The organism is Haladaptatus sp. SPP-AMP-3, assembly GCF_049568665.1.
GTDB classification, from domain to species: domain Archaea; phylum Halobacteriota; class Halobacteria; order Halobacteriales; family Haladaptataceae; genus Haladaptatus; species Haladaptatus paucihalophilus.
This window is the reverse complement of sequence record NZ_CP145897.1, coordinates 2,791,142-2,811,440: the sequence shown is the minus strand read 5'-3', so window position 1 is coordinate 2,811,440 and position 20,299 is coordinate 2,791,142. Positions and strand designations below refer to the sequence as shown.

Sequence of the window (20,299 nt, the reverse complement as noted above, 5' to 3'; positions counted from 1 at the left end):
CGACCGACCGCGCCCAAGTCCGGGTATGAACATCGAACCCTTCGGCTTGGAGCGCTGGTTCGCCGAGTACGAACACGAGGCCGACATCATGCTGGCCGAGAGCGGAATTCGAAGTTTGGACGCCGACCGCTTCGATTTGAACCCCGGCGAACTGGGCTACGTTATTCCGACAAACGGGGACCCCGAGTTCCGCGCCGAGGTCGGCGAGCGCTACGGTCGGAGCGAAGACGAAGTGCTGTTCACCTGCGGGACGCAGGAGGCGAACTTTCTCGCGTTCCTCAGCCTGTTGGACGGCGACGGACACGCCGTAGTAGTTACCCCGACGTACCAAGCACTCCACGCTGTCCCCGAGTCGATGGGCGAGGTGAGCAGGGTGTGGCTCGAACCGCCGGAGTGGGAACTCGACGTGGATGCCGTCGCCGACGCGATTCGGGAGGATACGAACGTCGTCGTCCTCAATAACCCGAACAATCCGACCGGCCGGTACCATCCGCAGGAGAAAGTCGAAGCCATCTACGACCTCGCGGAGGACACCGGGGCGTACCTGCTCTGTGACGAGGTGTACCGACTGCTCGCGTCCGACCCCGTGGACCCGGTTGCCAGCATGGGAGAGTACGGCATCAGCACGACGAGTCTCACGAAGGCCTACGGACTCGCCGGACTCCGGTTCGGCTGGCTCGTCGGGGCGGAAGAGGTCGTCGAAGGTGCGTGGGAGTGGAAGGATTACACCACCATCTCGCCGGGCATCATCGACCAGCACGTCGCACGGCAGGCGCTCGGCGAACACGAGGACGACATTCTCGCGGAAAACCGCGAGTTGGCGGCGAGCAACCGCGAACGGGTGCGCGAGTTCGTGGACGAGTACGGGTTGGAGTGGTACGACCCGATGGGCGTCAACGGTTTCGTTCGGATTCCGGACGGGTTCGAGGACGCCGAGGCGTTCTGTCGCGGCGTCGTCGAAGAGGAGAGCGTCGTCCTCGCGCCGGGGACCCTGTTCGGCTACGACCGGTACTTCCGCATCGGGTTCGGACTGCCCGCCGAGGAGTTGGAAGACGGATTAGGACGCGTCGAATCGTTCCTCGAACGGCACCGATAAGCGAATCAGAGCGTACTGGCGTCGTCCGTCTATTTCGTGAGGGGGCGGTGGAGAGAGCGAGTTGCGGCGAGAGAAGAGAAAGTGCAGCGGGGAAGCGCTAGGCTGCGATAGGAGAGGAACGAGGAAGTTGTGGCGGAAAAAGGGAGAGGACGGTCAGCCGGTCGAGCCGAGCAATCGCGGCGAGTGAAGACGCGCGGAGAGCCATCCGCCGATACCACCGCCCACTCTGCCGACGAACGAGACGACGACGAACAGGAACGCGGCGAGGACGAGCACGAGTCCACCCGCGACAACGGGTAACAACGCGGAGTCGCCGACGATAGGCGCTCCCCACGCGTCGCTGAATCCGATGGCGCTCTGCCAGAGCACTATAGGAGTCCCGCCTACCACTCCCGTTATCGTACCTGCACGGGAACTCGCCGCTGGCCGTTGCTGATAGCAGTACCCGGCAATCACGCATGCGACGAACAGTGCCGAGGCGTTACTATTACGAGGGAGGGCGTTCGGCGTGAGTAGCCAGTTCTGCCACACCGTCACCGGAATCGATGCGACTCCGAGGAGGACCGCGAGACGAAACTCCTCGCCGGTTACATCGGCGACGAGATTCCGAATCAGGGGCATATGTAAACGGTTCGTGCAGTTTATCTTAAATCCACTGTCGAAGTGACCGACGGTCGAAGCGGTATTCTCGCGTGCGTTCGGCGTAACGAGGATGAACGCCGTCGTCGAAATCACATCTCTTCGCTCGCGTCGAGATACGATTCGAGGAGCGGCGGGAAGTCGCGACCGCGGAGGTAGCGCAGGCCGAAGTCCTCGGCCCAGTTGATGATGCCGGTGTCCTCGGTGACGACGCCCGCGTCGAGTTCGCGGGCGAGGATGAGCAGGTCGAAGTCCTCGCGGGAGTCCAAGACGCCGCGGCGAAGCGTGGAACGGTACTGGCTTCTGAGGTCGGAGATGACCGTCCCCACGTCGGCCTGTCCGTTGTCGGACGCTTCCCTGACGGCGTTTTCGGACACGCGGAGTCCCTTGTCCACGCGCCCGCTCATCTCGTCGATGAACCGGTAGACGAGATCGGCGGGAATCATCACCTCGAAGCGGGCGGGGTTTTTCTTGATGACCCACGTTTCGAGTTTCGAGAGGACGACCTCCGAGACGCCGCGCTCTTCGAGGATGACGGTGAGTTCGTCGTGAACGGAGGGCGGGATGTAACAGGAGATGTTGAGCGCGAGTTTCGCGGTGGCGATGGAGTCGAGAAGTCGTTCGATGGCGTCCTCCAATCCCTCGTCTCCGACGCGGATTTCCTCGGAGAGGAAGACGGACGTATCGAGGACGAACCGCTGTTTCAGCGGATGTTCCGACATATATGGCGATTCGAGCCGAGAAGCAAAAGCCCTTCCATGACATTTGTTCACATCCTACATGTGAGAACTCCTGAAAAACCTTCATAACTATCGATGACTAATGTTCAGTTGTAGCAGGAACCCCGAGAACAAACCGGGTGGTTTCCGTCGATTAGACAGAAACGCGGAGCAAACACCAAGTCGTCGGTTACACGACAACGAGGTCAACGCTCCGACGGAAAACCGAATCGACGCGATAATCGTCCGCAAGGACGGTCGTGAAGACCAAGTAACGGACGGCGTGAAAACGGCGTTCGTGAAACTGGCGCAAGCCAGCCACGGTCGTAGGCGTCGTGGAAAACGTTTCCCATCCGGGTTCTATTCGGGGTTTCTGTGTATTCTTCACTCTCGACACCGATGGAGCGACAGCGGAGCGTTTCCAAACGGTTTATACCGACGGGAGGGCAATTCCGCGATATGGCGAAAGAGCAAAAGGAAGTCCGCGAGCTTAAAGAAGGCAACTACCTGATGATGGACGACGCCGCGTGCGTCATCAACTCCTACAGCACGGCAAAGCCCGGCAAACACGGTAGCGCGAAGGCCCGAATCGAGGGCAAAGGCGTTTTTGACGGCAAGAAGCGAAGCCTGAGCCAACCCGTCGACGCGAAGATATGGGTCCCGATCATCAACCGCAAACAGGGACAGGTCGTCAGCGTCGAAAGCGAGACCGTCGCACAGGTCATGGACCTCGACACCTACGAGACCATCACCATCAAGACGCCCGAGGGAATGGACATCTCGCCCGACGACACCATCGAGTACCTCGAGATGGAAGAACAACGTAAAATCGTACGTTAAATGTTCCCCGGCGCGTCTACCGACCGCGGACATGCGGACTTCGTGGTGGTGGGTGCGCCGCTCGACGTGTCCACCACGTTTCAGCCCGGTACACGGTTCGGTCCCGACGAAATCCGGAAGTTCGCCCGGACGTTCGACGACTACGACCGCCGAACCGGGCAGTATTTTTCCGACTGTTCAGTGCACGACCACGGTGACGTGTACGCGTGGGACGACGCCGAGGAGTACGTGGAGTACCTCGAAGGCGTCGTCACCGACGTGATTTGGGACGACGCCCTCCCGCTCCTCCTCGGGGGCGAACACACCGTCACGGGGGCGGCCGTTCGCGCGACCGACCCCGACGTGTTCGTCTGCCTCGACGCCCACCTCGACTTACGCGAGGAGTACGACGGCAACCCGTTGAGCCACGCGACCGTCACCCGCCACGTCCTCGACGTCGCCGACGAAGCGATTATCCTGGGCGCTCGAACCGGCAGCGAAGAAGAGTGGGAGCGCGCCGCGAAATCGGACGTGACCGTCGTGTCGCCGGAAGACGTGGCCGACTGGCAGCCCGATTTCGACGGCACCGCGTATCTCAGCGTGGACATCGACGGCGCCGACCCCGCGTTCGCGCCGGGCACCGGCACGATGGAACCGTTCGGCCTGTCGCCGCGAGAGATGCGCGACGTCGTGCGCGACGTCGCCGAAACGACGAGCGTGGTCGGCTTCGACGTCGTCGAAGTGAACGACCGAGACGACGGCCAAGCGGCCTCCCTCGCCGGAAAGCTGTTGCGCGAGTTCGTGTTTTCACACGCCGAAACGACGGACTGAGCGGCGGACCCGAAACGGGAGTTTGCAGTCGTTTTTGAAAGACGGCGAACGAGACCGGACTGCAGAGACACCGCTCTGTAGTCGAAACGGTCGTCCCGAAAAGCGGAGAGGCGCGGTTAGAGCGCGCGCCGCACTTTGCGCATGATACGTCGCCTGAACCGTCGTGGAAGACATCGCCACGTGACATGGCCTTACGGAGCTTGCTCATAACGAACACCTCGTCTGTCGCTTTCCCCTGATGGGGACCTAAATATCGTCCCGGTAATCGCTTAACCGTGATGGCAGGCCGCGTGAAAGCCGGGGCATACAAGCCGCCGGGACTACGAGTGTCACGCATGAACCTCGCCGAACTCACCCAGCGATACGACGACCGACTTCGAACCGAGGACTTCGCCGACATCGACGCCAGCGCGAACGGGCTACAGGTCGGGCCGAACGACCCCGAGTCCGTCGCCGTGGAACGCGTCGCGTTCGCCGTGGACGCCGCGGAGCAGACCATCGAGAAAGCGGTGGAGTGGAACGCGGACGCGCTGGTCGTCCATCACGGCCTCTCGTGGGGCGGCATCGAGCGCGTGACGGGGCGCGACTACCGACGAATCGCGCCGCTCATCGAACACGACGTGGCGCTGTACGTGTCCCACCTCCCGCTCGACTCCCATCCCGAACTCGGCAACGCGGCAGGCGTCGCCGACCTGCTCGGACTCGAATCGCGCGAGCCGTTCGGTCGGATGGGATCGGAACACATCGGCCAACAAGGTCACGGCGAATTCACGAGGGAGGAACTGGGCGAGCTGTTGGCCGAGGAACTCGACACCGGCGGACAAGGCGTACGGGGGTTCGATTTCGGTCCCGACGAAATCGAACACGTCGCCATCGTCACCGGCAGCGGCGCGGACTGGTTGGACGAGGCCGTCGACGTCGGTGCGGACGCGCTCGTTACCGGCGAAGGCAAACAGAAGGTCTACCACGAGGCGCGGGAGGCCGAACTGAACGTCTTCCTCGCGGGTCACTACGCGACGGAGACGTTCGGCGTGCGGTCGCTCGAATCGCTCGCCGAGAACAGGGGCATGGTGACAAGCTTCATCGACGCGCCGACCGGTCTGTAACTACACATTTGTCGACCTACAACTACGCGGGCGATACCCTACAACTACTTCCTCACTGACGTACAACTACTCGTGTCCAGTCGCTGAATTTTCGTCGTTCGTCATACGATTTCGTCGAAACAGGAGGTATTAAAAGGGGCGGCGACGAGAAAACGGACGTGTCCTGCGGGTTTCTACGGCCCGAGAGGACCGCCGGAACCATCGAGGTCACGTTCCGGTCTCGCCGGACACGGGCCGCCGCCGACCGGCCCCGATAGCCGAACTTCGGTTGCGGCTAATCGAAGCGCCGCTGGCCGCTGACCTCGCGCCACGCGCGCCCTCGTGGCAGTCGGCAACACAGTTTCTAACCGGGACATTGAATCGCCTGTAGCCGACACCGTGGGGTATGAACGACGACCACGACGACGGAGACGACCACGGCGAACAGCACGTCCACCGCGAGGAGTTCCACCACGACCCGATAGCCCACGCGGACGTGCGTGCCGGCATGACCGTCGGCGAACTGGCCGACGAGTACGGGGCCGCGGGTGTCGGTGCCGCGAACCTCCACGAGGCCGTGGACATCTACGCCGACATGCTCTCCGACGACGTGACCAACTTCTTCGGACTCGCGGGCGCGATGGTGCCGACCGGCATGCGCAAAATCGTCGCCGACCTCATCCGCGACGGGCACATCGACGCGCTGGTGACGACCGGCGCGAACCTCACCCACGACGCCATCGAAGGCATCGGGGGAAAGCACCACCACGGGAGGGATGAACAGGACGACAAATCCATGCGCGAACACGACGAGCAACTGCGCGACGAGGAAGTGGACCGGATTTACAACGTCTACCTGCCACAAGAACACTTCGCGCTGTTCGAGTCTCACCTCCGCTCTGAAGTGTTCCCGAACATCGAGGAGAACGTCACCATCCAGCGCATGGTCGAGGAACTCGGCCGCGCGAACAGCGAAGTGAACGAACGCGAAGGCATCGAGGAGGACGCCGGAATCGCGTCGGCGGCCTACGAGAACGACGTTCCCATCTACTGCCCCGCCGTGCAGGACTCCGTTCTCGGACTGCAGGCGTGGATGTACTCCCAGACCTCCGATTTCCAGTTGGACGCGCTGAAAGACATGACCCACCTCACGGACCTCGCGTTCGAGGCGGAGACGGCGGGCGCGATGGTGGTCGGCGGCGGCGTCCCGAAGAACTACGTCCTCCAGACGATGCTCGTCTCGCCCAAGGCATACGACTACGCCGTCCAGTTGACGATGGACCCGCCACAGACCGGCGGTCTCTCCGGTGCCACGCTGGACGAAGCGCGCTCGTGGGGCAAACTCGAAAAGGCGGCTCGAAACGTCTCCGTCTACGCCGACGCGACCATCACGCTTCCGCTGGTCGTCGCCGCCGCACGGGAGCGAATCGAGTAGAGTAATCGAAAATCAGTAGCGGGTAAACGTCCCCGACCCGACTTCGATTTTCACGAGCGTGTTCTCGGGGTAGGCGTCCGCGTCCGCACCGTATCGCGGATTGATTCGCTCGGCGGCTTTGAGCGTCTCCTCCTCGTCATCGACGACCGTCGCCGTTCCCTGCATCGTGATCTTCCACTCCGCCCGTCCCGCCGTGTCCCGCTGGACCGAAACCGCGACGCGCGGGTTTTCACGGATGTTCGCCAGTTTTCGACCGCCGGTGAGAATCGAGACCGTCCCGTCGTCGTAGTGATACCAGACCGGTGCGACGTGCGGTCGGTCGTCGGAACACGTTGCGAGGTGCGCCATCACGGATTCCTCCGCGAGGCACGCTTCGGCGTCGTCGGGGAGAACGTCTGCCATAGTTGAAGAGAGGGATGGGAGAAGAAAAGTGATTTCGTAGCAACCCGGTTCCTGACAGTTTTATCCGAGAAGTGCCGGTTACACTGCGTCGTCCGGGTCGTGGCGGTCGCGCATGCGCTCTGCCTCGTTCGCGTATCGGTCGCGGGTTTCTGCGTCGGTGACGGGCGTCAGGCGCTCCGATTCGACCGTGATTGCCGCCGTCACTTCCGGTCCCGGCGCGGTTCCGAACCGGTTGAACGCCCGCTCTTTCTGCAGGTAGCGAGTACCGTCCAGCGTCGCGTAGACCGTCACCAAGATGTGCGGCGAATCCGCCGAAAACGTCCGTTCGACCATCCAGACCCGCTCGGTCCGCCCCGACCCGGAGACGGCGTGTTCCGACCCGGATTCGTCTACGTGCATGCGGCTATATTCGACCTCCGCGGTCTTGTACACTGACAGTAGTTCCCACCTCCTGAGAACGGACAGGGTACCCTCCACGACGAGGGGCGACGGAAACGCTCTTTTCCCCGGTGTCCCTATCGCCGGATGGCCGATGACGAGAACGGCGTTCCGAACCGGCGTGGCGGCTGGTTATGACGAACCCTATGAGTGCCGAGGCCACCGCATCTACTCGTCTCGTGTCGACGATTGGGTCATTATCGACACGGATAGCACAACGAAAGAATCAATTCCGTGAACATATTATCTCATAATTCAATCTAGAAAAGATTTATATTTGTATACTATATTTTATCTAATGCATGTCGGATGGAAACACAGAAGGCAGAAGATCGTTTGTGAAAAAGGCCGCCGCGTCGTTGGTCGTCGGCGGTATAGCGGCGACCGGAACGGCCGCCGCCGCAAAGGAAAACGAACTCATCGTGACGGCACCCGGCAACGGCAGCGGACAATTTGATATCGAAGTTCCGGATTCGGGTGCGGTATACAAGGACCAAGAGCTACTCGACCGAGACCATCTCGAAGTGACAAGTCACGGTACTGCGATTGCCCACGGATACGTCGGTAGCGGTCAGGATCGAATTCTCTTCGACGGCAACCCGGGCGACGTGAATCCCATCGACGTTCCGGCCGATATCGAGACAGAAATCCGATCGCTCTAGAAACGGAACTCGAACGAACGGCAACCGAACCGACATCCGTTTTTTACTAATACGAGAGAACGCGGCTTACTCCATCTCTGTAAGCTGGAAGTCGAAGAGGTGCTCGCGCAGATGGTCCGGTGATTCGGTCTTCCCCCACGTGATGAACGCCTCGACGAGTTCCGGATCGCTGAAATCGACGTGACGAGCATCCTCACTCCCCCAATCGTAGACGTGGTTCGGCAGCCACTCGGCGTCGCGCAGTTCGCCGAGGATGACCTCGGCGGCCGCCTCGGCCGACACTTCTCCGGTTGCGTAGTCGTCGAGTGCGACCGATGTGGTTTCGAATATCGCACTCGCGTCAGGGGCGAACGGCGCTTCGACGCCCGGTCTGCGTTCGGTGAGCAGGCTGTCGAAGACCGCGCGCTCGCCCGATTCGAGGTAGTCGAAACAGTGGCGCTGGATGTAGAGGTCCTCGAACAACATCTGTGCGAGCGCGAACTGTGCCCACGCGTTCCAGACGGCGAAGTCACCGAGCGCCTTGTACGCGTTGCTGACGGTGGCATCGACCGTCTCGGTCTGCTCGCGGTGGAGCTCGTCGAGCCGCTCGAAGCGCTCGGCCGAGAAGTCTTCGGCCTCGAACGCGTCCAATAGGAGGTTCGTCGAGACGAACACCGACTCGAAGGTGTGCACCAGGCCGAGGGAGTACAGCGGGTCAACGAAGCCGTACGTGCTCCCCGTCAGGAAGTGGCGATGGCCGGACGAGCGAGTGGCGCTGCGTTGGAGGCGTCCCGTCCGAATCCACGGCATCGTCGGCTCGACACCCTCGAGGTGACGCGCGATACCGGGAAACTGCTCGACGATGCCGAAGAATTCCCTCTCGGGAGTCACGGACTCATCGACCGGGTAGGTGTCGCGGTCGAGCACCAACCCGACGCTCGCCTTCGTCGCGTCCGAGCGCTCGAAGTTGTCGAACGGAATAACCCACATCCAACCGCCGTCGAAGACGTGGTGGAGTGTGCCGTCGTGGAGACGGTTCGACTGGCCGGGACGGTCGGCTTCGGCGATCACGTCGTCGAACGGCTCCAGTCCCTCAACGTGTGCGAAGATGGCCCGAGAGTCGGTGGCGAACGCTGGCGCGTCCTCGCGGTAGCCGCGCTCCTCGGCGAGGACCGAGTTGCCACCGGTCGCGTCGACGTAGAAGGCGGCTGTCGTCGTCCCGTCGTCGGTAGTGACGGTTATCTCATCGGAATCGATATCGACATCGACGATGGGCGTCTCTTCGACGTATTCGACGCCATACGCCTCGGCAGTCTCGACGAGGTAGTGGTCGATATCGGCGCGCAGGAAGTGACTCTCGCTGTAGAACGGTAACTGCGGCGGGATGAGTTGGTGGGCGTCGTCGCCGTCGAACGACTCGCCCTCTCGGTGGTAGCTGAACGCAATCGAGTGTTTGATCCCGCACGACGATGTGATGTTGTTCACGACCTCGTTTGCGTCGCTCAGATACCGTATCTCCGGGATATCGAAGTATTCGCCGACTATCCACATCCACATCGAACTCTGTGGCAACAGCCCTTCACCGATGACGAAGCGTGGATGTGCGCCCGCCTCGACTAGCAGCACGTCCAACCCGGCGTCGGCGAGGATCGTCGCCGTCGTCGATCCGGCGATGCCGGACCCGCCCACGATTACGTCGTAGTCGGTGGTCATCGTTCCCCTCTGCATATCGCCGCCGTAGCCACGGTGGGAGCGGGTGTCGTCCTGTGTAGCACCAGACTATTCATGTTGTCAGGTGGTTGATTTCAGTGGTTATAGTCACCGATAGGACAATGTTTCACGTCTGAACAGTCTGGTGATTCCTGAAACGTTATATCGGACAGTGAAAATGTGAACGTATGGATCAATCGGCACTCGATGACGACATTCAGTTGCTGCGACGGGCACCGATGCTGGCTGCCTGTCGTAATGATCCTGTGAGTCGCTCGACTATCGCGGAGCGGGCGGACTGTTCGCGGACAACTGCGTACCGGGCGACGACCGAACTCGTCGAAGAGGGGCTACTCGGAAAAGCCGACGACGGCTATCGACTCACTGGCTTCGGGACGACGACGCTCGATCGCATCGAACAGTTCCGAGCGGCACTAGATGGAGCCAGACAGCTCCGGCCGGTGTTGGACTACATCGACGCCCCGGTGTTGCGTGCAAACGTCCATCTGTTCGCGGACGCGACGGTCATCGAGGCTGACTCCGAGGCGCCCTACGCCATCGAACAGCACCTAGAGTCCATCATTGCCAACACCAACGAGCGCATCTACGGCGTCTCGACGAGTTTCGGCTCACCGATAACCCTCACCCGAACGGTCGACCGAGTCGAGGCTGGCGTCGAGTTCGAGTGGGGCCTCCCACGAGCGGTACTCGATCGCCTCGAAAACCAGCACGGCGACTTGCACACAACGGTTCGAGCCCATCAGAATACCACTGTGCACGTCGTTGAGGACGCGGTGGTCGACTTCTCCCTCTACGACGACACGCTCGTGCTCACTGGCTTCGACAGCGACCGCGGAACGCTGGCTGCCGTCGCTATCACGGATCGCCCCGACGCCCGTGCATGGGCCGATAGACTCTACCGTCGATACAGGCGTCGGGCGGATACACTCGATTCTACAGCGCAGTCTGGATAGGCGATTCCGAGAAGCGAGCAGGAGTACACCCAATCGACAGTATGGCGATACCTTCCACGTTGGCCTTTCTAGCTTGTTAGATCGAAGGAAGTGTCAGGGCAAGGACACCGCCGAGTTCGGTTTCCTGTCCGCGAGTGAGTACCCGACCGACGGGTTCGTCGTCGGTATCCATACCGCACCGTTGTCGGGTCGGCATATGGGGTTTTGTCGAGATCACACGAAGACGACCCGGAAGTCGGGCACAAATTCGCGCCACAACGGGGATGCCGCGGAACGGAAGAGCGCCCGCCGACTCGCATATACGAGTCGCCAACCCGCATACCGGTCCGCCGACTCGCATATACGAGTCGCCAACCCGCATACCGGTCCGCCGACTCGCACACACGACTCCCCACCTGCACCCAGAAACCGAGCGAGTGGTCGGTGCTATTCTTTATCTCCCGCTCTGTATTCCATCGTATGGGGAGTCACGGAGCGCTACGAGCACCACGCGATTTTCGAGAGCGGGTGCAGTTTTACCTCGTAGACCACCGAACGCCGCTCGGGAAGGCGATCGATATCTGGCTACTGGTGTTGAACTTGCTGTTCGTCGGCGTCTTCGTCGCACAAACGTACTCCGTTTCGGCGACGACGGAGGCGTGGCTGTGGCGATTCGAGGTCGGCATCGCACTCGTGTTCGTAGTGGAGTACGTCCTCAGGCTGTACGGTGCCCAGAACCGCCTCGCGGAGTTCACGAACCCGTATACGATGGTCGACTTGCTATCGGTGCTCCCGACGATGGCGGTGTTGTTCCTGCCTATTCCGCTGGTCATCGTCAATATCGGGTTCCTCCGAGTCATTCGCGTCGTTCGGGTGCTTCGATTCTACCGATTCACGCAGGACGAGGAGTTCTTCTTCGGAACCGTGTCGGTCGGCACCCTCCGGACTATGAAACTCCTGCTGACGGTGCTGGTCATCTTCTTCGTCTCCGCGGGCCTGTTCTTCAGCGTCGAGTACCGGGCGAACCCCGCCGTGAACAACTTCGGTGACGCGTTCTACTACACGGTCGTAACCCTCACGACCGTCGGGTTCGGCGACATAATTCCGGTCACCTGGATGGGGCGATGGGTGACGGTGGCTGGGGTGCTCACCGCTATCATCCTCGTTCCGTGGCAGGCCGGGAAGATAGTACGAGAATGGGCGCACAGGGAGAAAGTCAACGTCACGTGTCCCCAGTGTGGTCTCTCCTACCACGACTCGGATGCGTCGCACTGTAAAGCGTGCGGGCACGTTATCTATCAGGAGTACGACTCGCGGCAGTAGGGTAGAAGATAGAGAAACCGCATACGTTCCCGATATTTTCGGCCACCCCGCTGGCAGCAACGGGAGCAGTTCGAAACCGCCCGCAAGTCACAATGCAATGTTGATATCTGTGGCGACGATTCGACCGACTCCATACCCCAACTGATTTGTACCTGTACTGACTTCAGCGTATGAACGAATCTTTAGTATCAAATCTGATAATTGCACCACACAACCTCATCCACACTCATGATACAAAATCACGCCCGTATTCGTGAAGTTTTTCTGACGACAATACTCGTTTTGGTGGTAGTCATAGGGACTGCCCCATCATCGGTGAGAGGTGCAACCAATATAACCACCTATATAAATAACGAAGATCAGGTGATTGCTCCGTCGGAGTCCTTTGGCTATTATACGGTCGGTCTCTCTGGAGACCACTACATCTACGTCGTCCTCGACGAAAATGATGACGGGTTTTACAACGCTACCGAGCAATACATGAACGTCTCAGTTTCCACGAGCGATAACTCCTTTAACGACCATTTTCCCGCCGGAAAGACTGCTGGCTTGGATGGGACGTACGACGTGTACGCGGTTAGCGACAATTCCTTCCCCGATAAAACGCTCGACGCTGGCGACGATTTGACGAGTGGGACACCGGCTCAAATCACCATCGACGGCAGCGCGCCGTGGGTCGCCGACGTGAACCTCACGAACCCGTCGGGCCAAACGCTCGAGTTCTCCTTCACGACGAACGAGCAGTTGAACGGAACGTCCGTCTCGCTCACCGGCCCGAAACCGACGACGACGTTCCAGAAGAGCGATTTCACCGAAACCAACAACAGCGGAACCTACACGTACACCGTCTCCTACGCGGGGTCGAGCGACGGTGACTACACGGCAGAAGTCACGCTCGCCAACGATACGGTCGGCAACGACGCCGCGAACAACCAGTCGGCGTCAGAACTGACGGACACGGTGACGGTGGATACCGTCCCGCCGGGGCTACGGAGTATCGAGACGGAAGTCGGGAGCACCACCGCGGTGCTCACGTTCAACGAGAGCGTCGTCGACGAGGGCGGCAACGCGCTCACCGCGGGCGACCTGCAGTTCACGAACGGCAACGGGGGCGGCGCGGCGAGCATCAGTTCCGTGAGCCACACGGCCGGGTCGGACACGGCGACGGTGACGTTCGACGCCGCCGTTTCGGCGACCGACCTCGGAAACGACACCATCGCCCCGAATGCGAGTCGGGTGTACGACCCGTACGGGAACGCCGCGGTGACGGCGGCGAAATCGTTTCGGGATACGGTGGGGCCGAACGCGCCGACCGGCGCGTCGGCGTCCGACATCAACGCGAGCAATCAGGGCGATTACACCGTCTCGGTGACGCTGCCGGACGACCACGAGGCCGGGACGGTGCAACTGTCGCTCGACGGCGGGGCGGTGACGAACAGCACGACGGTCGCGGCCGAATCCGACGCCGATTCGAGCGGCGAGACGGTCACGTTCGGCAATCTCGACGCGTCCGGTCTCCCCGAAGGGTCGATTTCGATAGGTGCGACGTTCACCGACTACGGCGGGAATTCGAACGCCGCGCCGGGACTGGCGAGCGTGACGAAGGACATCGGTCTCCCGGGAGTGGTCGGCGCCAGCATCTCGAACGCCCCGATCGGGACGTACGATACCGGGACCCAGCAGACCGTGACCGTCGCGTTCGACGAGGCCCTGAACCAGAGCGTCTCCCCGACGGTCGAAATCACGAACCTCAACCGGACCTACGCCGTCACCGGGGGATTCGACGACGCCACGACGTGGACGGGGACGGTTACAATCGCGGACGACGACGAACAGCGGACGGCGACCATCGCGGTATCGAACGCGACCGACACGGTGGGGAACGCGATGACCCCCGACGGGTCGAACACGTTTCAGGTCGACAGCACGGGACCGGCGAAGCCCGATTCGACCGCCGCGGGCAACGTCACGCGGAGCAACCGAACCGACTATAACGTCACGGTGAACCTCGTCGCCGACTCACAGGCCGACGAAGTGAGCGTCGAGGTGACGGACGGGACGACGACGGTCGTTTCGAACCGGAGCATCACGCCCGGAACCGAGACGGTGACCGTCACCGGAATCGACGTGTCTTCGCTGGACGACGGCGCGATTACGGCGACCGCGCTGGCGCTCGACGGCGGGTATGCCAACACGGAGGGGTACGCCGCCCCGACGACGGTGACGAAGGACACGAAACGGCCGAGCGCGTCGTCGATAACCATCGGTGACGGCGAAATCACCGACGCGGACGCCGGAACCGAACGGACGGTGACGGTCACGTTCGACGAGGCGATGAATCGGAGCGTCTCACCGACGGTGAAAGTCACGGGGCTCAATCGAACGTACGCCGTCGGAGGCGGCTTCGACAGCGACACGACGTGGACGGGGACGGTTACAATCGCGGACGACGACGAGACGACGACGGGGAACGTCACGGTGTCCGGTGCGGAAGACAGCATCGGCAACGGACTCGTGGCGGCGACCCACCCGTTCTCGGTCGATACGGAGACGCCGACGATAACCGGGTTCGGCGTGACGCACACCGGTGGCGGGACGGTCGCGGTGTCGTTCAACGCCAGCGAATCCCTCGACGCGGCGTCCGTCGCTCTCAATACTCCGTCGGGGACGACGACGCTAGGGTCGTTCACCGAATCCGGGAGCGGTCCGTACGAGTACACCGCGACGTATTCGAGCGGCGGCGACGGGTCCTACACGGCCACGCTGAACGCGGCGCGGGACGCGGCGAGCAACGACGGGGCGACGGGGCAGTCGGACGGCGTGACCGTGGACACGACGCCCCCGACGTTCGGGAACGCGACGCCCGAGGGCGCGACCGTCACCGACAACGAATCCGTGCTCTCCGTCGATATCGCCGACGCGACCCGAAGCGTCGATGGCGGTTCGATTCGCGTCACGGTGGACGACGCGAGCGGAACGAAGCTCGCCGCCGTCGGAACGACCCACGGCGGCGTGTCCTTCGGCGGCGGGACGCTCACCGTCGACCCGACGGCGGCCGGAATTACGTTGGCCGACGGCGACGTGAACGTCACCGTCTCGGCGAACGACACGGCGGGCAACGGGAACGCGACCGAATTCTCGTTCGTCGTCGATACGACGGCTCCGACGTTTGCCAACCCCGTTCCGACCGGAACGGTGACGGACAACCGGACGGCGATTAACGTGGACATCGCCGACGCGACGACGAACGTGGACGAGGGGAGCATCCGGGTGACGCTCAGCAACGCGAGCGGACAGTTGTTCGGCGGCGGAACCGCAACGGACGGCGTGTCCTTCGGCGGCGGGACGCTCACCATCGACCCGACGGGAACGGGGGTTCCGACGCTGCCGAACGGCACCGTCACCGTGAGCGTCTCGGCGAACGATACGGTCGGGAACGAGGGAGCGACCGGGTACACGTTCGGCGTGGACGTCCCTCCGTCTGTCAACGGTTTCGCGGCGACGAAGGCCGGGGGCATGGACGTCGACGTGTCGTTCGATTCGACGGACCAACTCGACGCGGTAACGGTCGCGGTGAGCGGCGCAGAGAGCGACACGCTCGCGACGGGGGACTTCACCGCGACCGCGGACGGGAACGGGGGGTACACCTACGTGGCGACGTACAGCGGGGGGACCGACGGGAACTACGCGTTCGAACTGGTCACCGCGGACGACGGCCGGACCGACGGTGCGAGGGGCCAAACGGAAACCGTGCTCGTCGACGACACGGCACCGGCGGTGGCCGTCTCGGCACCAAACGGGGGGGCGACCGTCCGCGGCGGGGAGACGATACCCATCGAGTGGACCGCGACGGATTCCGTGAGCATCGACACGGTTTCCATCACGTACAGCACCGACGGCGGCGGAAACTGGACGACCATCAGGTCCGACACGTCGAACGACGGAACCGAGGACTGGACGATACCCGCCGTCGATTCCGGGTCCGTATCGGTTCGCGTCAGCGCGACCGACACGATCGGCAACGTCGGTCGCGACGCGAGCGACGCGACGTTCGCCATCGACTCGACCGCACCGACGGTCGGAAACTACACCGTAACGAACCCCGCCGGGCAGGACGTTACCGTCTCTTTCGACGCCGACGAGCGGTTGATGACTATCTCCGCGGCGGTCTCGGGGAGCGAGTCAGGGACGCTGACGAGGGCGGATTTCACCGAGACGGCCAACGGAAGCGGGACGTACACCTACGCGGCGACCTACGCGGGGTCGAGCGACGGGAACTACACCGCCACGCTGAACGCGGCGGCGGACGCGGCGGGCAACGACGGTTCGACCGGCCAGTCCGAGAGCGCCGACGTCGATACCACCACGCCGTCGTTGTCCAACTTCCGGTTGACCAACCCCGACGGGCGAAACCTGACGGTCGCGTTCGACAGCGACGAACCCCTCGGGACGCTCGACGTCGCCATCTCCGGCGCGGAGAACGCGACGCTGACGCTCGCGGACTTCTCGCGGTCCGGCACCACGTACACCGCGACGTACCGTGCGGGGGCCGACGGGAACTACACCGCCACGCTGAACGCGGCGGCGGACGCGGCGGGCAACGACGGTGCGTCCGACCAGACGGACGGCGTCGGCATCGACACGACGCCGCCAACGATTTCGAACGTCTCCGTCTCGAACCCGACGCGCCAAGAGATACGCCTGCGCTTCGATAGCTCGGAACGACTCTCGGCCGTCCGCGTCACCGTCTCCGGTGCCGAAACGGCCACGCTGACCCGGAGCAACCCGTCGGCGGACGGCGGGAGCTACGTCGTCACGTACACCGGCGGCGTGGACGGGACGTACACGGCAACGCTGGACGAGGCGCTTGACGACGCGAGCAACGACGGCGCGAGCGGCGAGTCGGGGACCGTCACGGTGGACGCCGCACCGCCGAACGTCTCGGAGGTCAACGCGACGAACCCCGTCGGGAACGAAATCCGAGTTCGAATCGAGAGCTCGGAGCAACTCTCGTCCCTCGACGTCGCCATCTCCGGCGCGGAGAACGAGACCCTGACGCTCGCCGACTTCACCGAGAACGGCACGACGTACACAGCGTCCTACAACGGGAGTTCGGACGGTCAGTACGACGTGACGGTCGTCGGGTTCGCGGATACCGCGGACAACGAGGGAACGGCGGGGCAGACGGATGCCGTGACGTTGCAGGCGCGCCCGCCGACCATCTCGAACTTCGTGGCCACCAACCCGGCCGACAGGCGGGTGGTCGTCAGCTTCGATAGCTCCGACCACCTCTCGGCCGCCACCGTCACCATCGGCGGCGCGGAGACCGCGACGTTGACGTTGCCCGACTTCACCGAAAACGGGACGTCGTACACCGCGACCTACAACGGCAGCGCGGACGGAACCTACACGGCGACGCTGGACCAGGCGCTCGACGGTGCGGGCAACGACGGGTCGTCGGGGGAAGTCGCCAGCGTCACCATCAACACGACACGAACCGGAACGGGAGGAAACGGAACCGGTGGCGGCGGTGGGAACGGCGGAAATGGAAGTGATGGGAGCGGCGGAAGCGGAAACGATGGCGGCGGAAACGGCAGTAACCCCGGAACCGATTCCGGGTCCGATTCCACGGGAACCGACGCCGACACGCACGACCCGAAACTCTCCGTGGATGTCACGCGCGGGACGAACGAGACGACGAACGTCTCGGTGAGGAACGCCGATGCGAACCAGCGGGTCGGCGTGGCGTTCGGCAACGGGACTGGTTCGAACGGCGTGAACCTCAGCCGGTTGAACCTCACCGTCGAACGGCCGATGGACTACAGTCTAACCGTCAACGCCTCCGCCGCCCGGCTCGGAGGCGCGTCCGACTTCGGCGGCCACGCCGTCGGGTTCGTCGAGGTCGACCACTCGGTCCGCGACGCCGACATCGACGGCGCGGGACTCACGTTCCGAATCGACGCCCGCCGCTTCGAAGAGACCGGTATGGACGCCACCGAGGCGGTGGTCTACCGGTACCACGGCGGCCGTTGGAACGCCCTCGAAACCAGCGTCGTCGGCAGAGACGGCGGCGAGTACGTCTTGCGGGCCGACTCTCCCGGTCTGTCGGTGTTCGCGGTCGGACTTCGGGACGCGGACCTGCTCTCGGTGACGGGTGCGAGCCTCTCGAAACCGTCCGCCGCGGTCGGCGCTCCCGTCACGGCGTCGGCGACGGTCACGAACCGAGGGAACTGGCTGGCGAACGACTCGCTCACCGTGACGGCCAACGGGACGACGCTGGCCGCTCGAACCGTCACTATTCCGGCCGGGGAGACGGTCACGGTCACGTTCGACGTGACGCGCGACCGCCCCGGCACCTACGGCATCGCTATCGACGACGTATCGGCCGGGACCGTCGCCTTCTCGAGGGCGGCCGACGAGAACCGGGAGACGACTCGAACGACGACCACCGACGTCGGGACGACGAGGGAAACCGCGACGGCGACGTCGCGGGCGACAGCGGAAACGACCGAGAAGGCGTTCGACGGAGGCACCACGCGACAGACGGGCGGCGGTCCCAACGGTTGGCTGTTCGCGGGCCTCGCCGTCGTCGCCGTTCTCGTGGCGCTCCTCGTGAGACGCGTACGATGAGTCGCTATCGAGAGGACGCGACCCATCCATGAGAACGAGACGATTATGTGGATACCACGGAAGTCGGCGCTCCTTGTGACGAATCGGTCACCATATCCACGAATAACCCACCATGCGTGTCCGGATGACCAGATACCGGTGGCTAGAAAATGTTTTCGTCTAAAAAAATGTGGTTTTTGAAAACGAATGCGGAACCCTTAACCGTGTCGTGGAACTGTGTATAGTCGTAATGGCATCCGGTAAAGTTGATTTCTTCAACGACACAGGCGGTTACGGCTTTATAGAGACTGACGACGCGGACGAGGACGTTTTCTTCCACATGGAAGACGTTGGCGGCGAGGATCTCACGGAAGGTACCGAAATCGAATTCGACATCGAGCAGGCCCCCAAGGGTCCGCGCGCGAAGAACGTCGTTCGACAGTAAACTCGAATTTTCGCACCGTCGCCACACGGCGACAGGGCGTACTTTCATTTCTTTCGACGGACTCGCTCTCCGAGAGCGATGGCTCTGACGGTGCGTTCGCGGAGAGGAAGACGGATTCTCGAATCGGATTCGACGGTCAGAACAGTCGCCAGAGCAGCGACCGGAGTCGGTAGCCGAGCGACCCGTTTCGATAGCCGCGCCACCCGCTCATGCCGCCCGCGAGCGTCGTGGCGTCGTACCCCTCGTCGTCGAGGACGCTGGTCGCGCGCGTGGCGACGACGCCCATCTTACAGACCGTGATGACGGGTCTGTCTTGTGGGATTTTACCAAGACGGCCGCGAAGTGCGTCCTCGTTACCCGCGCGGAGTTCGTCGTACACTGGAACGTTGCGGCTTCCGTCGATATGGTCCGACTGAAACGCCTTTCGCGGTCGAATATCGAGAACGAACGGCGCGTCGCTGGCGTCGAGTCGCTCGTCCAGTTCGTCGGGACGAATCTTGCTCATCATGCCCACAATCGTACCGAGTCGTTAAAGCCCTGACGTCATCGGCATGGCCGAGACGAGCGTGTCCGGCGGGTTCCCGATGTGCGCAGAATCGCACCTTCGCACGAAAATAGCGACCGCTGGAAAATCCTGTGTCCCGGAATTGACGGTGAGAAGTCCGTTTCAGTTCGCCGAAGGCGTCATTGAATGTGGCCTTCGCGACGGAGTTGGTCCGCGTCCTGACTCGTGTAGCGCCACTCGATGTTGGCCTTTTCGTCCTGCCAGTCCCACGGCTCGATGAGCACGATGTCGCCCTCTTCGATCCACGTCCGGTATTTCATGCGACCGGGAATGCGGCCCATTCGTTCCTTTCCGTCGTTACAGCGGAGCTGTACGTGGTTGCCACCGTTGTGCTGGGTGACGACCGCGAACATCTCGTCGTTGTTTGGCATTCGGAGATTCCGACGCCCTGTTTCTTCACTCACAGGTGGAATATGTGGCGGACACGGTTAAGTGGTAGGTGTCGCTCGATACCGCGTGTCACGGGAGACATCATTCCGAACGAATCGCGTCCGTGGCTCGTCTTTCCCCTGACCTCACCCCGGGTCGTCCGCCCGTCGAAACGAGGATTATTTACTCGCGTCCGAAATCACAATTCTGCCGATATCGG

General features: G+C 62.6%; 17 protein-coding genes. 10 read left to right on the top strand and 7 right to left on the bottom strand.

Annotated elements, in window-relative coordinates; translation table 11 throughout:
• Positions 1-25 precede the first annotated feature (25 nt).
• Positions 26-1,096, top strand: a complete 1,071-nt coding sequence (locus V5735_RS15380) for an aminotransferase class I/II-fold pyridoxal phosphate-dependent enzyme (RefSeq protein WP_423744308.1) — start codon at positions 26-28, stop codon at positions 1,094-1,096.
• A 153-nt stretch (positions 1,097-1,249) separates the two neighbouring features.
• Here the strand turns inward: V5735_RS15380 and V5735_RS15375 are convergent, their stop codons facing one another.
• Both V5735_RS15375 and V5735_RS15370 read right to left on the bottom strand, forming a co-directional pair.
• Entirely contained in the window at positions 1,250-1,717 is a 468-nt protein-coding gene (locus tag V5735_RS15375) for a DUF5518 domain-containing protein (RefSeq protein WP_423744307.1), read from the bottom strand.
• 110 nt (positions 1,718-1,827) lie between these two features.
• Positions 1,828-2,457, bottom strand: coding sequence for an RNA ligase partner protein (locus V5735_RS15370; RefSeq protein WP_423744306.1), 630 nt, complete (start codon positions 2,455-2,457; stop codon positions 1,828-1,830).
• A gap of 456 nt (positions 2,458-2,913) precedes the next feature.
• Here V5735_RS15370 and V5735_RS15365 point away from each other — a divergent pair, with 456 nt between their 5' ends.
• The 4 genes from V5735_RS15365 (at position 2,914) to V5735_RS15350 (ending at position 6,624) form a co-directional block, all read left to right on the top strand.
• On the top strand, positions 2,914-3,294 hold the full coding sequence (locus V5735_RS15365; RefSeq protein WP_007977927.1) for a translation initiation factor IF-5A: 381 nt from the start codon (positions 2,914-2,916) through the stop codon (positions 3,292-3,294).
• A complete protein-coding gene (gene speB, locus V5735_RS15360) occupies positions 3,295-4,104 on the top strand; it encodes an agmatinase (RefSeq protein WP_423744305.1) in 810 nt (269 codons plus the stop codon).
• Positions 4,105-4,439: 335 nt separating this feature from the next.
• Positions 4,440-5,210, top strand: coding sequence for a Nif3-like dinuclear metal center hexameric protein (locus tag V5735_RS15355; protein ID WP_423744304.1), 771 nt, complete (start codon positions 4,440-4,442; stop codon positions 5,208-5,210).
• Between the two features lie 385 nt (positions 5,211-5,595).
• Entirely contained in the window at positions 5,596-6,624 is a 1,029-nt protein-coding gene (locus V5735_RS15350) for a deoxyhypusine synthase (RefSeq protein ID WP_423744303.1), read from the top strand.
• Between the two features lie 12 nt (positions 6,625-6,636).
• On the opposite strand, the gene V5735_RS15345 is transcribed toward V5735_RS15350, so the two are convergent.
• Together V5735_RS15345 and V5735_RS15340 are read right to left on the bottom strand one after the other, a co-directional pair.
• Positions 6,637-7,026, bottom strand: coding sequence for a pyridoxamine 5'-phosphate oxidase family protein (locus V5735_RS15345; protein ID WP_423744302.1), 390 nt, complete (start codon positions 7,024-7,026; stop codon positions 6,637-6,639).
• Positions 7,027-7,104: 78 nt separating this feature from the next.
• Entirely contained in the window at positions 7,105-7,425 is a 321-nt protein-coding gene (locus tag V5735_RS15340) for a hypothetical protein (protein WP_423744301.1), read from the bottom strand.
• A 341-nt stretch (positions 7,426-7,766) separates the two neighbouring features.
• Between V5735_RS15340 and V5735_RS15335 the strand changes: the two genes are divergently transcribed.
• On the top strand, positions 7,767-8,126 hold the full coding sequence (locus tag V5735_RS15335) for a hypothetical protein (protein WP_423744300.1): 360 nt from the start codon (positions 7,767-7,769) through the stop codon (positions 8,124-8,126).
• Positions 8,127-8,192: 66 nt separating this feature from the next.
• Here the strand turns inward: V5735_RS15335 and V5735_RS15330 are convergent, their stop codons facing one another.
• The gene (locus V5735_RS15330) at positions 8,193-9,833 is read right to left on the bottom strand and encodes an NAD(P)/FAD-dependent oxidoreductase (RefSeq protein ID WP_423744299.1); all 1,641 of its coding nucleotides are present in this window, start codon (positions 9,831-9,833) and stop codon (positions 8,193-8,195) included.
• Positions 9,834-10,003: 170 nt separating this feature from the next.
• Between V5735_RS15330 and V5735_RS15325 the strand changes: the two genes are divergently transcribed.
• The 4 genes from V5735_RS15325 to V5735_RS15310 all read left to right on the top strand — a co-directional run bounded on the left by V5735_RS15325 (position 10,004) and on the right by V5735_RS15310 (position 19,145).
• Positions 10,004-10,789, top strand: a complete 786-nt coding sequence (locus V5735_RS15325) for a helix-turn-helix transcriptional regulator (protein ID WP_423744298.1) — start codon at positions 10,004-10,006, stop codon at positions 10,787-10,789.
• Positions 10,790-11,248: 459 nt separating this feature from the next.
• Positions 11,249-12,091 carry a potassium channel family protein gene (locus V5735_RS15320; RefSeq protein WP_423744297.1) on the top strand — a complete coding sequence of 281 codons (843 nt, stop codon included), beginning with the start codon at positions 11,249-11,251 and terminating at the stop codon, positions 12,089-12,091.
• Positions 12,092-12,571: 480 nt separating this feature from the next.
• Complete coding sequence (locus V5735_RS15315) at positions 12,572-18,721, top strand: PGF-pre-PGF domain-containing protein (protein ID WP_423744296.1); 6,150 nt, start codon at positions 12,572-12,574, stop codon at positions 18,719-18,721.
• A 229-nt stretch (positions 18,722-18,950) separates the two neighbouring features.
• The gene (locus V5735_RS15310; RefSeq protein WP_069450332.1) at positions 18,951-19,145 is read left to right on the top strand and encodes a cold-shock protein; all 195 of its coding nucleotides are present in this window, start codon (positions 18,951-18,953) and stop codon (positions 19,143-19,145) included.
• Between the two features lie 136 nt (positions 19,146-19,281).
• Here V5735_RS15310 and V5735_RS15305 read toward each other — a convergent pair whose 3' ends face one another.
• Entirely contained in the window at positions 19,282-19,650 is a 369-nt protein-coding gene (locus V5735_RS15305) for a rhodanese-like domain-containing protein (RefSeq protein WP_423744295.1), read from the bottom strand.
• A 179-nt stretch (positions 19,651-19,829) separates the two neighbouring features.
• Positions 19,830-20,114, bottom strand: a complete 285-nt coding sequence (eif1A, locus tag V5735_RS15300; protein WP_007977950.1) for a translation initiation factor eIF-1A — start codon at positions 20,112-20,114, stop codon at positions 19,830-19,832.
• Positions 20,115-20,299: the final 185 nt, after the last annotated feature.